Here is an 18,190-nt window from a genome sequence, read left to right as displayed (position 1 = left end):
GATTGTATTGGCTTTCTTGATGATAGAGATTTAGGGCCTCTTGAAGCGTCCTAGCCCGTCCCTCATTAACATACATCCGCATGGTATCAAAAAAGAAGGAGGAACTGTTTTGAGCTTGTTGCTGAATAAGAGGGTGTTCCCCGGCCTTTTGAAAATGTCAATCTAGACAGCCTTGAGCTTCCTGTTTTTCTTTTTGAATATGAGATAGTTCTACTTTCTTTCGTTCTTGGCTATTTTTAATAAAATACCCTAGACCCAACATCAATACTATGTAAATTAGAAGCATGTGGGCATTCTTTAAGCCATAGGACAGTAACTCACCTGCAAATAAGAATAGAAGGAAACCTAAAATCCACCATAAGTAGTTGCCTTTTTTTCGCCTCTCAACTTCAGAAAGTTCCAACGTATGAAACCACCTATTTGCTCCCTCTAATTTACTCATCAAGATAGCCGCATCATAGAGGTACCAGCTCAATTCATTCATGTTAAATTGTTCAAAAAATCCAATTCCATAAACCGATTGATACCACTCTTCAGATGACATTACTTGACTGGTCAGATGTCGAACCCTTTCAAAATTTCCTGCTTTCACGCCTAATTTATCAATGGCCTTCTCATCTTCCGGCGACAACTCAATCTTATTCATAAGGTAGAGCTCATAGGTCGGTGCTTCCTTAGCACGATCATTCTTATAGACATTTGGAATATCGTAATGCCGATATTCTTCCGCAATTCTATTTTTTTGTTGTAAATTTTCAGCATTAAATTGCTCGATTAGTTGCAAATCCTCTTGGTCTAGCATTTTTACCTCCAAAACCTATCTATGTTCAATCCATTTATGATAGCAATTTTTACACCGATAATACGTTTCAGCCTGCTTGCCACTTGAAAATATTAAACCTGAGTGATTATCTCCAATTTTAACAACCTGATGACTTCCACATTTCGGACACATATGTTTCTCCTTTTTTTGCTTTTTAGGAAGGCTTGGCTGGAAAGTCAAGCCTTGTTATACTAGTATAACAAGCGATTTATCAAGTAATAGGCTTTCTTTTTTGATAAAAATCACACTGGTCAACCTTATCATACAGGCGATATAGACCGTTTATTCGCTCCTCAAGCCATATCAGCACAGCATAAAAATAGGAACCGCCTGAATAAAAAGCGATTCCTATCCTTCTACCTTTCTCGGATTATATTCCCACACTTTTTCCTATGAGCCTTAAGCTTTTTAATGGCCCAGTCGTAGTGGCTGGCTGTGGCACTGACAAAATAAGAACCTAGACTAGTTCCTCCTACCCAGTCAAAGACATTCTTGTTAAAGAGCTGCTCATTGCTAAAGGATGCTGCTAGATCAAGAACCGCCTGATGGGATTCTTCAAAAAGCGCCCTGGCTTCCTCCAAGGGAGTTGTTTGGTGCTTTTCCCAGAAAGCCATGTTCATCTGCCCGTAGGTTCTCCAGTTATAAGGTGCGGGAAGAAAGGTCTGACTCTGACCGCCTTGATTGGCAGCAACCCATTTGAGCAGGAGTTGGTGCCATTCATAAAGGTGAATGAGGACATCTCTGAGATTCTTATCTCTGGCCCAATGGGCTTCTTTTTTCTTACTATCTCCGGAAAAATCAAAGGGGCTTGTCAATTCAATATCTGTCAAACTTGCCATTAAATTTTGCAGTTGTTCATACTGACTGCTGGCTGCTTCTAGTAAATCTGTCTTGCTGCTTGGTCTAGCCATGGAAATCCTCCTTTACGAGATTGTAACGTAGAATAGTTTTAAATTGTTTAGGGTCTGTCTGGTGACTGCTGTTTCGATAAACTTCTCTGCGACTATACCTCCAGTAGTTCTGGCTTGGTTTTGCTCCAAAGAACACCTTTTCTTCCTTTTTCCAGTTGTATTCCCTGACGAATCCCTCCTTTCTGACTTTAGTATAACACATCAAACCTGTCAGCTCTTGTCAGCTTTTATATTTTTCTGCCATTTTTTCAATCATCTCTTTGACCTGATGGCGGACAGACTCCGGCTTCAGTACCTCTACGCCCTCTCCGAAGGAAAAAATGTATTGATACAGATTATAATCTGCTGGTAAATGAACAGTTGCATAAAGGTTACCTGCCTGATCCTCACTGACAAGCTGACCCAGTTCATCATAAACACGAAAAGCCTGATTCCTGTCAAATTTCAGACAAACTGCGATAGTATCTTGCTGTGGCAACTCTGTTTTCAAACGAAAATCTCCAAAATCCTCCTCAAACTGAATATTTTCTGTTTTCAATTGGCGGATGCGAGAGAGTTTAAAATAGCGAAAGTCCTTTCGTAACAAGCAATAGGCGTAGAGATACCAATCCTGTCCCTTAAAAAGAAGGCGGATAGGTTTGACTCGACGTCTACTTTCTTCCTCCCTGCTTGAAAAATAGGTAAAAGCAAGGATTTTCTTATCTAGAATAGCTTCTTTTATATCCTGAAAAAGAGAGTCGTAAGCCTGATCTTTCTGCCAGAAACTAAAATCAATCTCAATCCATTTGGTTTGCTTGAGCCGAAAAAGTGCGGACAACTTGGTCAGAAGTTGATCTTCATCCCCCTTTCCGGCAGCAGATAAACCATGGAGGGATGATAGTATCTGCTCTCTCTCATCAACCGTTAAGAGTGACTTGCTGAGGACAAATTCTTCTGCTATTGCAATCCCGCCTGTTCTCCCCTTTTGGGTATAGACTGGAATGCCGCTGGCACTGAGAGCGTCCAAATCTCGATAAATGGTTCGGATAGATACCTCGAATTTTTCTGCCAATTCTTTGGCAGTTACTCTTTTTCGCTCTAAAATCGTATAAAGCAGTCCAAATAGACGACTCTCTTTCATTTGGCTCACCTCCTAATGCTATTATAGCACGATAAACTGACAGCAGGTGTCCTATTTTGAACCAAAAAAGTCATTCGGTTCACCCGAATGACTTCACAATCTTTAAAATCCAACTTCATTTGGATTGTAGGCACCTGTTACGCCAGTAATAGCGGTAATTTGAGCTAAATCTTCATCTGATAACTGGATGTCTTGGAATTGGATATTCTCCACAATCCGCTTATCAGTTACAGATTTTGGTAGTGGAAGAAAATCATGTGCCCAAGACCAGGCAAGAGCTATCTGGGCAACTGTCTTACCATACTTTTCAGCCAAGGCGAGCATGGTCGGATGTTCAAAGAGTTCTCCCCTGCCCAGTGGACTCCAGGCTTCGAGGATAATGCCCTTTTCCTTACAGTAGGCGACAATCTCCTCTTGATAGACTCCCGGTGCCAGACGAATTTGGTTGACAGCAGGTACTATGGTCGCTGTCTTTAAGAGTTCTTCCATGTGGTGAACCATGAAATTGCTGACACCAATTGAGCGGATTTTCCCTTCTTCTACCAATTCTTCCATGGCTCTCCAGGCAGCCGCATTAGCCATTTGCCAACGATCGCGGATAGCAAGCGGATTTGGCCAATGAATGAGATAGAGATCCAAATAATCTAGCTGCAATTTTTCCATGGATTTGGCAAAAGCAGCCTTTGCTTCCTCATAGCCGTGGGCATCATTCCAGAGTTTGGTAGTAATGAATAACCCCTCACGCGGAATGCCGGAATCCTTGATAGCACGGCCTATGCTGGCCTCATTGCCGTAAATGGCTGCTGTATCAATATGGCGATAACCCGCCTTGAGAGCTGTCAGTACAGCATTGTAGACCTCTTCACCATCTTTGGATAGGAAGGTCCCAAAACCGATAGCAGGAATGGTCAAGCCATTGTTCATTGTAAAGTGTTTCATGTCTATGCTCCTTTCTCCAACTTACTTACAGTATAGCAAAAACTAGGCAGATTTGCCTAGTTTTACACTTATTTATGACTCAGTTTTCTGGTTAGGAAATCCCCTATAAACTGGATAAGGAAAATAATAACCAAAATCAAGAAGGTCGCCAAGAAGGTCACATCATCATTGTAGCGCAGATAACCATAAGACAGAGCTACCTGGCCCAGACCTCCGCCTCCAATGGCTCCTGCCATAGCTGTATACCCAACCAGTGAAATCAAGGTCAGCGTGGTCACACGAATCAAATCAGGCAGGCCTTCGCGCAGGTAAACCATAACGATGTCCCAGAAGGTAGCGCCTGACGCCTGAGCTGCTTCAATAACCCCCCGATCCAATTCTGACAAGACCACTTGCACCTGACGGGCAAAGAAAGGAAAGACCGACAAAGCTAAAGGTACCAAGGCAGCTGTTGTCCCAATCGTGGTGCCCACAAGCAATTTGGTAAACGGCGCAATAGCAGCAAGAAGAATAATGAACGGAATGGCCCGAAAGATGGACGCAATTTTGTCCAAAATCCAAAAAACTGTCTTGTTCTCAATCACACCACGCGGACCGGTCAAGACCAAGAGAAGACCAGATACCAAGCCCATGAATCCACCAACCGCAAAAGAAGCAAAGGTCATGTAAAGAGTCAGGTAGGTATGGGTCAACCAGCCAGTATCACCATCCCAACCCAATTTGTATACATCTGGAAAGTTTGCTTGAATCCATTCTAGCATTTAGTTTGCTCCTTTCAAAATGGTCACTTGAACCTTGGCTTCGGTTACAGCTTCCAAGGCTTGGTGTAGCTGATTAGGCTCACCGGATAGGATAACGACCATCTCACCGACTGGGACATGATCCAAAATCTCGATATTCCCATAGAGAATATTGGCAGACACTTGGTAAAACTTATAGAGGTCATTGATTATGGCTGTGTCTGTACTTGAACCTGCATACTTAAGCTGAACTAGCAGACTGTCACTTGGCAGGTTGCGAACGATGTCTTGCTGGTAGATTTTCACCAAGGCTTCATCAATACCTGTTGCTGTCTTGATGAAATCCTGAGTCAAAGCCTGCTGTGGGTGTGAAAAAATTTCAAGAACAGAACCTTCTTCGATTAAACGTCCGTCCTGCATCACCGCCACACGATTACAGATGTCTTTAACAATCTGCATTTCATGCGTAATCATGACAATGGTTAGACCTAATTTCTCGTTTAGCTCCTGCAACAAAGCCAAAATCTGCTTGGTCGTCTTGGGATCAAGGGCAGAAGTAGATTCATCTGAAATCAGAATCTTAGGATCATTGGCTAAGGCACGCGCAATCGCAACCCGCTGCTTTTGACCACCGGACAACTGGGCCGGATAGTTCTCCGCCCGATCCGACAGACCGACCAACTCCAATAACTTGGCAACCTTGGCCTTTTTTTCTTCCTTGGAAAGACCAGAGTGCTTGAGAGCAAAGGCCACATTTTCTTCAGCTGTCATCTGGGCCATCAGGTTGAAATGCTGGAAGATCATCCCGATTTCACGGCGCTTGCTCCGCAATTGTTCAGGAGTCAGGGTTACTTTTCCCCCTTCAAAAATGACGTCCTCGTCAATAGTGATTTTGCCTGCTGTCGGTACCTGTAACAGGTTGATAACCCGCACCAAGGTAGACTTGCCGGCACCTGAATAACCAACGATACCGTAAATATCCCCTTGGTTGATATGGATAGTGACATCCTTGACTGCTTCGATGGTCTTCTTTTTCTGATGGAAGGTAACATCGATTTGGTCTAATTTGATTATTTCCTTAGTCATAACTTGCAATTAACTCCTCGATTAGTTCAATATGGCTGTAATAGTCGGCAATGCTGACATTCTCATCACCTGCATGATCCCGGCTGTTGGCGTTTCCAATCCCAAAACCGGCAATCGGCACACCTAGGGCATGAAAGACTGTATGCATAGGCCCTGTTCCAGGCGAAGTCGGCAGTACCGCCACTCCTTCTGGAGTCAGCCGTTTCGCCAAATCAATCACCTTAACAATAGCTGGCGCTGACATGTCGCTTCGGTAGCTCATCTCGCCAAGCGTAAAGACAACCTCAACCTGACCAAAACCATGCCGGTCTAGGTGCTGACGAATTTTATCCAATACATCATTTGGCTCAAGACCCGGTACCAATCGCACCTCCATCTTGGCACTAGCCTGTGCAGGGATAATCGTCTTAACTCCTTGACCTAGATAACCTGTTGATAACCCTTCGATAGTGATGGATGGTTCAAAGAAAAGACGCTTCAGAAAAGCCTTGCGGTCTTCTACCAAGGTCGGCAAGGTTAGTCCATAGATTTCAGTCACAGACTGACTGCTTGCCAGAGCAAATTCCTCTACCAAGGCCATTTCTCGCTCGTTTGGTTCGATAACCTGTTCATAAATACCATCTATCAGGATACGACCATTGGCGTCCCGCATGGTTTGAAGAGCTGCAAGCAAGTACCAGCTAGCTGAATCAATAACCCCACCGTAGGACGAGTGAATGTCCAAGGCGGCAGATTGAACCGTCAAATCAAAGGTGACAATCCCCTTATTTCCACCGGCAATTTCCAGCTGGCCCAGGGTATTGCGATGCCCCTGTTCCCAGACCAGTAAATCTGCTCCTGCTAAGTCCGCCTGATATTTGACCAAATACTTGTCCAAATCAACAGAGGCAGACTCTTCCGCCCCTTCCATGATAAAGATGATGTTGACAGGAAGTTGTTGATGCTGGCTCAGATATTTTTCAACCGCTGTCAGGCGAGCAATAATATGCCCCTTGTCATCATCGACACCCCGACCATAAAAATGTCCATCTCGAATGGTCAATTCAAAGGCGGGGCTGGACCACAGCTGGTCGCCGTCTGCCGGTACTGTATCGTAGTGATTATAGAAGATGAGGCTTGGAGCATCTGGTCTTGGACTTGCGAATTTGGCCATGACAAACGGGGCCGCAAATGAAGTGTCCAAGGTTATCTGGGCTCCGGCTTCCTCAAAAATCTCCTTGAGATAGCTAGCCACCTCCAAGAGACCCACTTGCTGGGCAAAGATTGATTTTTTTGAAATTAAAACCCGAAACTTCTCCATATAAGCCTGAGCTAAAGCATCCGCTTCAAATTTTCTAATTTGTTCTTCCTGTCTTGACATTCATTACTCCTTGTACTCAATGAAAATCAAGGCCTAGATCAAATGGACATTGTTCCAGACTTCTTCCTTTTGATTTTCACAGAGCGTTAACAGACGAAGAAGGCGTATGCTCTCACACGCCTCTTGTCCTTTTTCTTTTTACCAAACTGGCTCATCCATACCGTCTGAAGTTTCTTCGATTACTTTTTTCACTTCATCTGTGTGGTAAGCTTCGATAATTTTCTTGATGGCTTCCGCCTTATCAGATGATTCCCAATCTTTGCGAGCAGCAATCAGGTTGTACCATTGAGAAGAGTTCTCATCTTTTTGCTCCTTGTAAAGAGCATTCTTGTAGTCCAAACCAGCTTCCAATACGAAGGTGTTGTTTACAACTGCTGCATCCACTGAGCTAAGAGAACTTGCTGTTTGGTTGGCATCCAACTCTGTGATCGTCAAATTCTTTTTGTTTTCAGTGATGTCTGCCTTCGTTGCCAAGGCCGTACCAGAAACACCAACCTTAATCAGACCAGCTGCCTGAAGAAGGTAGAGGGCGCGGCTTTCATTCGTTGGGTCATTTGGAACTGCGATTTCAGCTCCGTCAGGAATTTGGTCAACAGAGGTGTATTTGTTTTTTCCATCTTGTGTGCCAGAATACAGACGGATTGGAGCGATGTAGGTATCAGCAATAGCTACCAAGTCACCGTTGTTTTCTTCATTCCAGTTGTTGAGGAAGTTGTGGTGCTGGAAGGCATTGATGTCCACTTGGTCTTCAGCAAGTGCCTTGTTTGGTTGGGAGTAGTCAGTAAACTGAGTAAACTCCAGCTTCACTTCATCACCAAGCAATTCTTGAATCTTGTCCCAACGTGCCTGCTCTGAGTCACTCAAGCTCATCACACCAACGCGAACCGTTGTTGCATCTGTTGATGCTGAGTCTGTGCTGCTAGCGCAAGCTGCCAAGCCTGCAAATGAGAGTGCAGCTACTGCTGCAAAACTGAATAAGCGTTTCAATTTCATAATTGTAAAATCTCCTTAAAAATAAACTATATTTATCTTAACATAAGTCGGTCTATCTGGCTATTAGAGAATTTTTATGTCCAGATATAGTTAAAAGTTATAACAAAACCCTATCATGTTCTTGCAAAAACTAATAAGCACCTTCGAAGCATCTATAACTGGTGAACCAGATAGTCAAAGAGCAAGCGATTTTGGTCACAATTCTGGCAGAGAAACTCTGGGTGCCACTGGATGCCCAACAAGGCAAGCGCTCCTTGGCTTTCAAATGCTTCAATCGTTCCATCACGAGGATCGTGGGCTGTTGCCACCAAGCCCGGTGCTAGCTGCTTGATGCTCTGATGGTGAAAAGAATTGATTTGGCTTCCTTGACCAAATAATTGACTGACCCGGCTGTGAGGCTTGACCTTGAGACCATGAGAAGTCCCGCGCAAGTCTTTTTGCCAGTGGCCGCTGACTTCCTGACGAAGGCTTCCTCCCAAGGCAACATTGAGCAACTGCATCCCTCGGCAAACAGCAAAAATCGGCTTTTGCTGCCGAATGGCTTCTTTAATAAGAGCAATCTCAAACTCATCCCGGGCCAGCAGGTAGTCATCGCTGTCAATGGTTCTGTCTTCTCCATAGAACCGCGGGTCAACATGTTGTCCACCAGATAGGATTAATTTATCTACCATAGCTACATAATCTTTGGCTAAACTAGGATTTCCCATCGGAATGACGATGGGGAGTCCACCTGCTTTTTTTACACCGTCAGCTAAATCACGAGCTACTGTAACATATTTGAGACCAGACATGGCTGGCAGTTCCTTTTCATTTCCTGTAATTCCAACAATCACCTTGGCCATACTGGCACCTCCTTTCTGGTTTGTTTCATTTTACCGTCTGATGTTTGAACTGTCTAATATAAAAATTTTATGGAGCCATTAGAATTTTATATCAGCTATTTTTGAAGCAGGGCCTATCACTATCATCTGCCTCTTTTTGCCTTTCATTTGTAAAAACTATACCTACATCAAGCTTTTTAAGCCTTTTTCTCCAGTTAGTTATAGCCTGAAACTATATCAATCCCTAATTTTTTTCAATTATACAAGCTATCCATTTTCTGTTAGTATACTGTCATAGCAATTTTTTTGGAGGATACTTATGTCTACAACCATCATCGGCTTCCCTCGTATCGGCGAGCACCGCGAATTGAAATTTATCACTGAAAAATACTTCCGTCAGGAAATTGCCCAAGAAGAGCTCTTGGCTGCAGCCAAAGACCTGCGAGCTAAGCACTGGCAGATCGTCAAAGAAGCTGGTATCACTGAGATTCCAAGCAATGACTTCTCTCATTATGACAATGTTTTGGACGCAGCTGTCCTCTTCAACATTGTTCCCCAATCTATTCAAGCCTTGGACTTAACCGACCTTGAAAAATACTTTGCCCTGGCGCGCGGTTACCAAGGGGAAAAAGGTGATGTCCGTGCAAGACCCATGAAAAAATGGTTCAACACCAACTACCACTACATCGCTCCAGCTATCGAAAAAGATACTGAGATTAAACTAGCTGGCCACAAAATCTTCGATGAATTCCAAGAAGCAAAAGACTTGGGAATCATCACCCGTCCTGTTTTGGTAGGCCCCTTTACCCTCCTTCAACTGACCGAGTTTGAAGATGGGGTGACTGCGGCAGACGTAGCAGCTAGCTTGGTCGCAGCCTATGGACAAGTCTTTGCCAAATTGGCAGAGCTTGGTGCTGAGAAAATCCAGTTGGACGAGCCTAGCCTGGTTAAGGATTTGACCGCAGAAGAAAAATCCCTCTTCCTAAACATCTATCAAACACTCTTGGCAGATAAAAAAGGCCTGCAAGTTCTCATCCAGACCTACTTTGGCGATGTGCGTGATATTTACACAGAATTGACCAAGCTTCCAGTGGATGCCATTGGACTAGATTTTGTTGAAGGCAAGGAAACAGCTGCTCTTGTGGCAACCGGCTTCCCAGCTGATAAAACCCTCTACGCAGGTATCGTCAATGGTAAAAACATCTGGCGGAACAATTATGAGAAGAGTCTGGCTATCCTAGATGCCATTCCAGCCCAAAACCTAGTCTTGACCACCTCTTGCTCCCTCCTTCATGTGCCATTTACAACTGCTAATGAAGAATTTGAGCCTGCCATCCTCAACCACTTTGCCTTTGCTGTTGAAAAATTGAGCGAATTGCGTGATTTGGATGCCATCCGCAAGGGGCAAGGCGATGCAGCCCTAGCAACCAACAAGGCCCTCTTTGCCCTCGAACGGGTTGGCAAAGACAGAGCTTTGGAAGAGCGCCTAGCAGGATTGACAGATGCGGACTATACACGCTTACCTGCCTTTGCTGAGCGCGAAGCCATCCAACGCAAAAAACTCCAGTTACCGCTCTTGCCAACCACCACCATCGGTTCCTTCCCACAAACCAAGGATGTCCGTAGCAAGCGTCTAGCCTTCCGCCGTGGCGAAATCACAGAAGCAGAATACGATGCCTTCCTTGCTGCCCGTACAGATGAATGGATTGCATGGCAGGAAGAAGTGGACTTTGATGTCCTCGTTCACGGTGAATTTGAGCGCAACGACATGGTCGAATACTTCGGTCAAAACCTGTCTGGCTACCTCTTTAGTAAGAACGGATGGGTTCAATCTTACGGTATGCGTGGGGTGAAACCACCAATCATCTGGGGAGATGTCACTCGTCTAAACCCAATTACTGTCAAGTGGTCTAGCTACGCCCAAAGCCGCACAAACAAACCAGTCAAAGGCATGTTGACAGGCCCTGTCACTATCCTCAACTGGTCTTTCCCTCGTGAGGACATTACCATCAAGGAATCTACCCTTCAAATCGCCCTTGCGATTAAGGAGGAGGTTCTTGACCTGGAAGCGGCTGGTATCAAGATTATCCAAATCGACGAAGCTGCCCTTCGTGAAAAATTGCCACTGCGCCGCAGCGACTGGTATAGCGAATACCTTGATTGGGCTATTCCAGCCTTCCGCTTGGTACACTCTACTGTTGCTCCAGATACGCAAATCCACACCCACATGTGTTACAGCGAATTTACCGACATCATCCCAGCCATCGACAATATGGATGCGGACGTTATCTCCTTTGAAGCTAGCCGTTCAAACCTGGTCATCCTCGATGAACTCAAGGCTAAGAACTTCCAAACTCAGGTTGGCCCTGGTGTCTATGACATCCACTCACCGCGGGTCCCTGCCGTTGAAGAAATTGCACATACTATTACAGCAATTCTTGCCAAAGTACCAAAAGAAAAGGTTTGGATCAACCCAGACTGTGGTCTGAAAACACGCGGTGAACGTGAAACAAAAGAAAGCCTTATCCACTTGACACAAGCGGCCAAGGCAGCTAGAAAGGAACTCTAAGATATATGACAGGTCAAGCTCCCAGCCTCTCCTTTGAAATTTTTCCTCCTAAACCAGAAGTAGGCAATACAAAAATACTCCAAGCCCTCAAGGAGATGCAGGACTTGGCCCCTCATTTTATCAGTGTTACTTGTAGCAACAACAACCTCAATGTGGAAGAAACTACCATTCGTCTGGCAGACCATATTCATAATGACCTCCAGATTCCCTCGATTGCCCACTTGCCGGCTGCCTATCTGACAAGGGACAAGGTGAAATCTGTCCTGACCGCACTTGATGACATCGGGGTACAACGAATCTTGGCACTTCGTGGCGACATTATTGACGGACTTCCTCCCAAGGAGGACTTTCGTTATGCGACGGATTTGGTTTCCTTTATCAAAGAGGAGGCCCCTCACTTTGACATCATCGGTGCCTGCTACCCAGAAGTCCATCCAGAGTCACCAAACTCTGTATCTGACATCAAGAATCTGAAAAAGAAAGTTGATGCAGGCTGTTCTAGTCTGGTCACCCAGCTCTTCTTTGACAACGAGGTTTTCTACGATTTTCAGGAGAAATGTTCCCTAGCAGACATCGAGGTGCCTATTATTGCAGGGATTATGCCCATCATCAACAGGAATCAGGCCCTCCGTCTTCTAAAAACCTGTGAAAACATCCGCCTACCAAGAAAGTTTAAGGCTATTCTGGAAAAATACGAACACAACCCAGAATCCCTCCGAGCGGCTGGTCTGGCCTATGCAGTGGATCAGATTATTGACCTGGTGACCAATGATGTTCATGGTGTTCACCTCTACACCATGAACAATGCGGCCACAGCCCGCTACGTCCACCAAGCCACTCACGCCCTCTTTAAGCACTAAATAAACTGATATGAAAAGGTTCAAACCGATTGAGTTTGAACCTTTTTTGTGCTCTCAAGCCATAATTTGAAGCAATCTGCCGACGATTCTGATTTCAATTAGCTCTGAAAACCGCCTGCCGGCGGTTCCTATCTCCAACCTTCTAATAAAAATGACTGTCCCCCGGACAGTTGGATACAAAGAAAACCAGCTACCGCTGGTTCTCATTTCCAACCTTCTAGGACGTCCCACTAGAAAGAAAACCGCCTGCCAGCAGTTCTTATCTCCAACCTTCTTGAAAAAATTACTGTCCCCCGAACAGTTGGCTACAAAGAAAACCAGCTACCGCTGGTTCTCATTTCCAACCTTCTAGGACGTCCCACGTCCTAGAACCCATCTACATTCGTATAGATTTTTTGGACGTCTTCGTCATCATCGAGGGCGTCGTAGAGTTTTTCAAAGGTTGCTAGATCATCGCCTTCAAGGGTAACTTCTGACTGGGGAATCATTTCCAGTTCGGTTACTTGGAAGCTGGTGATACCTGATTCTTGGAGGGCTAGGATAGCCTTGTGGAGGTCAGTTGGTGCGGTGTAGACAGTGATGGTGCCATCTTCTGCTTCCACATCGTCCACTTCTACATCAGCTTCTAGAAGCAACTCAAAGATACTGTCCGCATCGTCACCTGCAAAAACTGCAACACCTTTTTTGTCAAACATGAAGGAAACGGAGCCAGACGCTCCCATATTTCCGCCATTTTTACCAAAGGCAGAGCGAACATTGGCTGCTGTACGGTTGACATTTGAAGTCAAGGTATCAACAATCAGCATAGAGCCATTTGGTCCAAAGCCTTCGTAACGACCTTCTACGAAGGTTTCGTCTGTGTTTCCTTTGGCCTTGTCAATGGCCTTGTCGATGATGTGTTTTGGTACTTGTGCCTGCTTGGCCCGGTCGATAACGAATTTGAGGGCTGAGTTGGTTTCTGGATCTGGATCACCCTTTTTCGCTGCTACATAAATCTCAACACCAAATTTGGCGTAAACTTTCGAGTTGGCACCGTCTTTAGCGGTTTTCTTGGCTACAATATTGGCCCATTTACGTCCCATGGGGAACCTCCTGCATTTTTTAAAATCGTTTTATTATACCATATTTGGCACAGATTGAGAAGATTTTTTCAAATGCAAGCGATATACAGTTGAACGATATATAGGAGGAGCTATGAAACGTAATAAGCATTTACCCCTAACAGAAACCACTTGTTATATTTTGCTAGCCTTGCTCAAACCGGCCCATGGTTATAGCATCATGCAAACCGTGGAAGAAATGAGCGATGGAGATGTCCGCATTGCAGCTGGTACTATGTATGGTGCCATCGAAAACCTATTGAAACTGCAATGGATTGTTGCTCTTCCCAGCACAGACAAGCGCCGAAAGGTCTATCAGCTAACGGCTGCTGGAAGGGAAATAGTGGCGCTTGAAACCGAGCGCATCCGCAAATTAGCACTGCTTGCCAAATCTCGCCATCTGTAAGGAGGTTTAGTTATGAAAAAATGGAAATTATTTACCAGCATGAAGAACGAAGAAACTTGGATTAACCACATTCAATCTCAAGGTTACCGCCTGACCAAGATCAATCCTTGGCTTGGCATCTACCAGTTTGAAGAACATCAAGGAAGTCCGCTCTTGGTACGATTGGATTTTCATGAACATATTAAAAGACAAGACTACCTTGAATACCTATCTTTATTTCAGGAAACCGGTTGGAACTGTCTGGAGGGGAGCAGACGCAGTGGTATGCACTATTTCCAGCAAGCGACCAATTCTTCTAGTACTGAAATTTTCTCCGACCGAGAATCCTTGGTTGCTGTTCATAAACGCTACCAACAGTTTGCACTAACCTACTTTACCATCTTTTTAGTCTATTTCTTCCTTTTTTACCAAAGCAATATCAACAACGGTTTTTACCCTTGGAATCCCAAATCTTGGTTTCTGACCCCTGGCCTTTGGGAACGAGAAGGCTTCTCCTTCTGGTTTGGTTTTTTGCTTGAAATACCGTTTGCTCTATTTCGGAGTGGTTTAATTCCTCTCGTTTTTCTCGTTTGTTCTATTTATTTTCTTTTTATCTCTGAAAAAGTTAAAAAAGAAATTCAACACATACAGGAATATTGAACAGTTCTTTCATTCCTACCTTGTCATTTTTTTCTGAAAATCCTATAATCAATACAGGCATTCATAGAAAGAAGGTTGTTTATGAAAATATTTACCAAGGTCCTCTGGTTGCTCCTTGTCTTTATGATATCTCAAATCTGGACCTTTATCATGGGCTTTACCATGGCCTCAAGCGTCTTAACGAACACGCCCTATGACCCCAATCTGTTGACGGAGTTCATCATCACCGCCAGTGCTATCGCCTCGATTTACCTCACTTGGCTTATTGCAAAAGCTGCTCAAATCCCTCTACCCAAACTCAAAGGTTGGACAGTAAAAGACTTTGCCGTTGTCCTTGGGATGACCATTCTGACACGAGTTTTGGTTCGTGTAGGAATCTTTTCACTCCAAAATATGGATATCAAAAGCACTGCCAATGATGCTGTGTTGGCAAATATGTTTACCAACTTCAGTTTTCCCCTCCTCTTTATCATCGTTGCTATTTGCGGTCCGATTTTGGAAGAATGGACCTTTCGGGCTGGGATTATCGGCTATCTCTTTGAAAAATATCCTATCATTGGCGTCATCATCAGTAGCCTGATTTTTGGGGCCATGCACATACCAACAAACTTAATTAGTTGGGGCATTTACGGAGGCATCGGCCTGGTCTACTCTCTGGTTTACTACAAGACCAAGCGCCTGGAACTCGTTATGGCCATGCACATTTTACACAATGCTGCTGCCACCTTCAATCTTTAAAACTAGAAGACTCTTAGACCTCTGGCTTCTAAGAGTTTTTTTTGCGACTAAAAAAATGAAGAGAGCCTCTCTAAGAGAACTGTCTTCATTTCTTTTCGTTCTTACAAGTCAACCGTTGCAACCTGGCTATCTTTGGTCACTTGGCCGAGGTTATCAAGCGTCACCGATTTGATTTCTGCTGTATTTGTAAAGGCAACAACGATAGTAGTTTCACGTCCTGCCGAACGGATAGCCTCTAGGTCTGCGACCAAGAGCAGGTCGCCTGCTTCAACGCGTTGGCCATCTGCTACCTTAGCAGAGAATGGTGCACCGTTGAGAGCTACTGTATCAAGACCAACGTGTACCAAAATTTCCAAACCTTCGTCTGTCAAGAGACCAATCGCATGTTTGGTTGGGAATACACTAGTAACTAGACCTGATACGGGGGCATAAACATTGCCGTTTGCTGGTTCTACTGCGTAGCCATCACCCATCATTTTTTGTGAGAAAACGGGATCTTTCACTTCTGTGATTGGGCGAACTTGACCTTCCGCTACGGATTGGACAGCAACAGTCAGCCCTTTAAAGGTGGTTGGAGTGTCTGTTGTTGTAGCTGCTGATAGATTGCTTTTAGGAATTTCAACTCCTGACTCCAAGAGGTCTTGAATATCAGACTTGAGAACATCTGCCTTTGGCCCGTATACTGCCTGAACCCCTGAATCTTTAATAATTAGACCCATGGCCCCAGCTTGTTTCCAAGCATTTTCCTCTCCGACTTGCGCAATATTCTTAACTGTCACGCGCAGGCGAGTCATGCAGGCATCAACATCCGCAATATTTTCACGGCCTCCCAAGAGGTTGATGATTTGAACAACTTGTGAGTTAGCATCCGCTGTTCCCGCTTCACCAGCAGGAGCGTCTGTTGTTTCAGTGTCATAGTTTCCATTGCGACCAGCAGTTGCAAGGTTGAATTTCTTAATCATGAAGTCTGCAATGAAGTACATCAGAACTGCAAAAAGGATACTTACCCAGACAAAGTTAACAAGATCCATACCGATACCGGCCTTCAGAGCCATCGGAGTACGGGTGAGAAACTCAATATTCCCAAATGAATGGACGCGCAGGTTGACGATATCTGCCATCGCAAAGGCGACACCCTGCACCAAGGCATAGACAATATAAAGAGGAAGAGCTGCAAACATGAACATAAACTCGATTGGCTCTGTTACCCCTGTCAAGAAGACAGCGAGAGCAGATGACAAGAACATCCCTCTGTACTTCTTCATCTTATCCTTATCTACATTGCGGTACATAGCAAAGGTCAAGCCCATGAGAATACCACTTGAACCAATCATTTGACCAACCTTGAAGCGAGCAGGTGTGACAGTCGCAAGAAGGTCATTGTACTGACTCATATCGCCAGCATCTTTGAGGTTAATCAAATCGGTAATCCATGCCAGCCAGAGCGGGTCTTGCCCAAATACTTGGGTACCTGCCTGGGCACCGGTCAAGATTTCGTAAGTACCGCCTAGAGAGGTGTAGTTCATTGGGATCGTCAACATATGATGCAGACCAAACGGCAAAAGAAGACGCTCTAAGGTACCGTAAACGAATGGAGCTAGGATAGGAGCCGTATCTTGTGAGTTGGCAATCCATTTACCAAAACTGTTAATTCCTGTTTGAACTAGAGGCCAGAAAACTGCCAACGCAAGAGCCACAAGGACAGAGCGATAGATGACCACGAATGGCACAAAACGCTTGCCGTTAAAGAAGGTCAAGACATCTGGAAGCTTGCGGTAATTGTAGTATTTGTTAAAGGTTGTAGCGCCAACGAAACCTGCAATAATACCGACGAAGACACCCATGTTGAGGGCTGGTTGTCCTAGAATATTGACAAAGTAACCTGAAACAGGAATCTGTGTGCCAAAGACCGTAGTCACTGTCGCTTCGGCATCTGCCAGCATGTCTGTGCTAACCCCAAAGAAGTGACCTGTAATGAGATTAATCAGGATAAAGGCCAAGCCAGCTGAGAAAGCACCGCCCGCCCGTTCCTTGGCCCAGCTACCACCGATAGCCAACGCAAAGAGCAAGTGAAGGTTTCCAATAATCCCCCAACCGATTTGGGCGATGATGTTTCCGATACGGATGAGAATTTCCGAATCTGCGTCAATTAAGGGGATGGAGTTACCGATACTCACCATAAGACCAGCCGCAGGCATAACTGCGATAACAACCATCAAACATTTTCCGAATTTTTGCCAAAATTCAAAGCTCAATAATTTTTTCATCTTATTGTTTCTCCTAAAGATCTACTATAATCTCCACACCATAATGGTCTGAGATAGGGAGTTTGTTATTTCCGTTGAAAATAACCCGACTTGATAGAATGCTCCTTTCTTGGTTTAAAAAGATATAATCCAAACGTTTGCCTTGGGCGTGACCTGTCCAGCCATCGATAGCCTTTTCCGCTGTGATACCAGAGTCTTTATCTGCTGTCAGTTCATAGCTATCATAGAGTCCTAAATCCTTAATAGCCTCATAGGATTTTTTGTCCGAAATAGCATCTGTATTGAAATCACCCATCAGAATTTTGAGGCGTTCCGTCTGACTCCGTTCCACGATGGTTCGTACATTTTCCAGCTGATCCTCTCCATCACAATCTGGTAGGTTGATATGACAGGAATAGACATCAATCAACTGACCCTTGTAGGATAGAGTCACCCCTAAAACCTTCCGAGATAAAATAGAATCCACTGTCTGATGTTGGCTGCAGTAAAAACTATCAACCTCATAAACAGGTAGCTTGGTCAATAGCGCAATCCCTTCGTCATAGCGACTGTATCCGATATGGGAATTGCTCCAAAAATAGGAATAGACATCGCCGACCAATTCTTTCAGCCGTTTTACCAATAGCAGTCCATAATTATCTGCCTTCAATTCTCGACTGATTCGCGGAGCCGAAATCTCCTGATTAACCTCTTGGAGGGCAATCACGTCGTATTTTTTCTCCGCAATCGTTTGGGCCAGCCGTTCTAGTTTTTCTTCCTGCTGTTCCTCCATCCAAGCATGAACATTGATGGTCAATAGTTTCATGATTTCCTCCTTT

The 18,190-nt window shown here is 44.6% G+C and carries 17 protein-coding genes; 5 read left to right on the top strand and 12 right to left on the bottom strand.

What is annotated here, in order from left to right:
- Positions 1-157: 157 nt before the first annotated feature.
- The 9 genes from INT76_RS09600 to INT76_RS09560 all read right to left on the bottom strand — a co-directional run bounded on the left by INT76_RS09600 (position 158) and on the right by INT76_RS09560 (position 8,814).
- Positions 158-802, bottom strand: a complete 645-nt coding sequence (locus INT76_RS09600; RefSeq protein WP_212570257.1) for a hypothetical protein — start codon at positions 800-802, stop codon at positions 158-160.
- 377 nt (positions 803-1,179) lie between these two features.
- On the bottom strand, positions 1,180-1,734 hold the full coding sequence (locus INT76_RS09595) for a ClbS/DfsB family four-helix bundle protein (RefSeq protein WP_212570255.1): 555 nt from the start codon (positions 1,732-1,734) through the stop codon (positions 1,180-1,182).
- A 220-nt stretch (positions 1,735-1,954) separates the two neighbouring features.
- The gene (locus tag INT76_RS09590) at positions 1,955-2,854 is read right to left on the bottom strand and encodes a helix-turn-helix transcriptional regulator (protein WP_212570253.1); all 900 of its coding nucleotides are present in this window, start codon (positions 2,852-2,854) and stop codon (positions 1,955-1,957) included.
- 102 nt (positions 2,855-2,956) lie between these two features.
- Positions 2,957-3,793, bottom strand: a complete 837-nt coding sequence (locus INT76_RS09585) for an aldo/keto reductase (RefSeq protein ID WP_212570251.1) — start codon at positions 3,791-3,793, stop codon at positions 2,957-2,959.
- A 68-nt stretch (positions 3,794-3,861) separates the two neighbouring features.
- On the bottom strand, positions 3,862-4,554 hold the full coding sequence (locus INT76_RS09580) for a methionine ABC transporter permease (RefSeq protein ID WP_212570249.1): 693 nt from the start codon (positions 4,552-4,554) through the stop codon (positions 3,862-3,864).
- A complete protein-coding gene (locus INT76_RS09575; protein WP_212570247.1) occupies positions 4,555-5,619 on the bottom strand; it encodes a methionine ABC transporter ATP-binding protein in 1,065 nt (354 codons plus the stop codon).
- Positions 5,612-6,979 (bottom strand): M20/M25/M40 family metallo-hydrolase, encoded by a 1,368-nt coding sequence (locus INT76_RS09570; protein ID WP_212570245.1) that lies wholly within the window; start codon positions 6,977-6,979, stop codon positions 5,612-5,614. Before INT76_RS09570 ends, INT76_RS09575 begins: the two co-directional genes overlap by 8 nt.
- A gap of 138 nt (positions 6,980-7,117) precedes the next feature.
- A complete protein-coding gene (locus tag INT76_RS09565) occupies positions 7,118-7,972 on the bottom strand; it encodes a MetQ/NlpA family ABC transporter substrate-binding protein (protein ID WP_212570242.1) in 855 nt (284 codons plus the stop codon).
- A 152-nt stretch (positions 7,973-8,124) separates the two neighbouring features.
- Positions 8,125-8,814: a gamma-glutamyl-gamma-aminobutyrate hydrolase family protein gene (locus INT76_RS09560; protein WP_212570240.1), complete on the bottom strand. Its 690-nt coding sequence runs from the start codon at positions 8,812-8,814 to the stop codon at positions 8,125-8,127.
- Positions 8,815-9,112: 298 nt separating this feature from the next.
- Here INT76_RS09560 and metE point away from each other — a divergent pair, with 298 nt between their 5' ends.
- Together metE and metF are read left to right on the top strand one after the other, a co-directional pair.
- Complete coding sequence (metE, locus tag INT76_RS09555) at positions 9,113-11,362, top strand: 5-methyltetrahydropteroyltriglutamate--homocysteine S-methyltransferase (protein ID WP_212570238.1); 2,250 nt, start codon at positions 9,113-9,115, stop codon at positions 11,360-11,362.
- A 5-nt stretch (positions 11,363-11,367) separates the two neighbouring features.
- Complete coding sequence (gene metF, locus INT76_RS09550) at positions 11,368-12,222, top strand: methylenetetrahydrofolate reductase [NAD(P)H] (RefSeq protein WP_212570236.1); 855 nt, start codon at positions 11,368-11,370, stop codon at positions 12,220-12,222.
- 365 nt (positions 12,223-12,587) lie between these two features.
- On the opposite strand, the gene INT76_RS09545 is transcribed toward metF, so the two are convergent.
- Positions 12,588-13,304, bottom strand: coding sequence for a YebC/PmpR family DNA-binding transcriptional regulator (locus INT76_RS09545; protein ID WP_212570234.1), 717 nt, complete (start codon positions 13,302-13,304; stop codon positions 12,588-12,590).
- Positions 13,305-13,416: 112 nt separating this feature from the next.
- Here INT76_RS09545 and INT76_RS09540 point away from each other — a divergent pair, with 112 nt between their 5' ends.
- From INT76_RS09540 to INT76_RS09530, 3 genes are all read left to right on the top strand, one after another.
- The gene (locus INT76_RS09540; RefSeq protein WP_212570232.1) at positions 13,417-13,728 is read left to right on the top strand and encodes a PadR family transcriptional regulator; all 312 of its coding nucleotides are present in this window, start codon (positions 13,417-13,419) and stop codon (positions 13,726-13,728) included.
- 12 nt (positions 13,729-13,740) lie between these two features.
- Positions 13,741-14,367, top strand: coding sequence for a DUF2812 domain-containing protein (locus INT76_RS09535; protein WP_212570230.1), 627 nt, complete (start codon positions 13,741-13,743; stop codon positions 14,365-14,367).
- An 81-nt stretch (positions 14,368-14,448) separates the two neighbouring features.
- Positions 14,449-15,105, top strand: a complete 657-nt coding sequence (locus INT76_RS09530; protein ID WP_212570228.1) for a CPBP family intramembrane glutamic endopeptidase — start codon at positions 14,449-14,451, stop codon at positions 15,103-15,105.
- 101 nt (positions 15,106-15,206) lie between these two features.
- Here the strand turns inward: INT76_RS09530 and INT76_RS09525 are convergent, their stop codons facing one another.
- Together INT76_RS09525 and INT76_RS09520 are read right to left on the bottom strand one after the other, a co-directional pair.
- The gene (locus tag INT76_RS09525; protein ID WP_212570226.1) at positions 15,207-17,372 is read right to left on the bottom strand and encodes a PTS transporter subunit IIBC; all 2,166 of its coding nucleotides are present in this window, start codon (positions 17,370-17,372) and stop codon (positions 15,207-15,209) included.
- A gap of 13 nt (positions 17,373-17,385) precedes the next feature.
- Positions 17,386-18,177 carry an endonuclease/exonuclease/phosphatase family protein gene (locus INT76_RS09520; protein WP_212570224.1) on the bottom strand — a complete coding sequence of 264 codons (792 nt, stop codon included), beginning with the start codon at positions 18,175-18,177 and terminating at the stop codon, positions 17,386-17,388.
- Positions 18,178-18,190: the final 13 nt, after the last annotated feature.

Origin of the sequence: Streptococcus oriscaviae (genome assembly GCF_018137985.1) — a bacterium.
GTDB classification, from domain to species: Bacteria; Bacillota; Bacilli; order Lactobacillales; family Streptococcaceae; genus Streptococcus; species Streptococcus oriscaviae.
Note: the sequence above shows the minus strand (reverse complement) of the source record. Positions and strands in the feature narration are given on the sequence as shown.

Bases quoted from the DNA above. Each gene is read 5' to 3' on its own strand.
- INT76_RS09600 (WP_212570257.1), bottom strand. From the start codon at position 802: ATGCTAGACCAAGAGGATTTGCAACTAATCGAGCAATTTAATGCTGAA.
- INT76_RS09595 (WP_212570255.1), bottom strand. From the start codon at position 1,734: ATGGCTAGACCAAGCAGCAAGACAGATTTACTAGAAGCAGCCAGCAGT.
- INT76_RS09590 (WP_212570253.1), bottom strand. From the start codon at position 2,854: ATGAAAGAGAGTCGTCTATTTGGACTGCTTTATACGATTTTAGAGCGA.
- INT76_RS09585 (WP_212570251.1), bottom strand. From the start codon at position 3,793: ATGAAACACTTTACAATGAACAATGGCTTGACCATTCCTGCTATCGGT.
- INT76_RS09580 (WP_212570249.1), bottom strand. From the start codon at position 4,554: ATGCTAGAATGGATTCAAGCAAACTTTCCAGATGTATACAAATTGGGT.
- INT76_RS09575 (WP_212570247.1), bottom strand. From the start codon at position 5,619: ATGACTAAGGAAATAATCAAATTAGACCAAATCGATGTTACCTTCCAT.
- INT76_RS09570 (WP_212570245.1), bottom strand. From the start codon at position 6,979: ATGTCAAGACAGGAAGAACAAATTAGAAAATTTGAAGCGGATGCTTTA.
- INT76_RS09565 (WP_212570242.1), bottom strand. From the start codon at position 7,972: ATGAAATTGAAACGCTTATTCAGTTTTGCAGCAGTAGCTGCACTCTCA.
- INT76_RS09560 (WP_212570240.1), bottom strand. From the start codon at position 8,814: ATGGCCAAGGTGATTGTTGGAATTACAGGAAATGAAAAGGAACTGCCA.
- metE (WP_212570238.1), top strand. From the start codon at position 9,113: ATGTCTACAACCATCATCGGCTTCCCTCGTATCGGCGAGCACCGCGAA.
- metF (WP_212570236.1), top strand. From the start codon at position 11,368: ATGACAGGTCAAGCTCCCAGCCTCTCCTTTGAAATTTTTCCTCCTAAA.
- INT76_RS09545 (WP_212570234.1), bottom strand. From the start codon at position 13,304: ATGGGACGTAAATGGGCCAATATTGTAGCCAAGAAAACCGCTAAAGAC.
- INT76_RS09540 (WP_212570232.1), top strand. From the start codon at position 13,417: ATGAAACGTAATAAGCATTTACCCCTAACAGAAACCACTTGTTATATT.
- INT76_RS09535 (WP_212570230.1), top strand. From the start codon at position 13,741: ATGAAAAAATGGAAATTATTTACCAGCATGAAGAACGAAGAAACTTGG.
- INT76_RS09530 (WP_212570228.1), top strand. From the start codon at position 14,449: ATGAAAATATTTACCAAGGTCCTCTGGTTGCTCCTTGTCTTTATGATA.
- INT76_RS09525 (WP_212570226.1), bottom strand. From the start codon at position 17,372: ATGAAAAAATTATTGAGCTTTGAATTTTGGCAAAAATTCGGAAAATGT.
- INT76_RS09520 (WP_212570224.1), bottom strand. From the start codon at position 18,177: ATGAAACTATTGACCATCAATGTTCATGCTTGGATGGAGGAACAGCAG.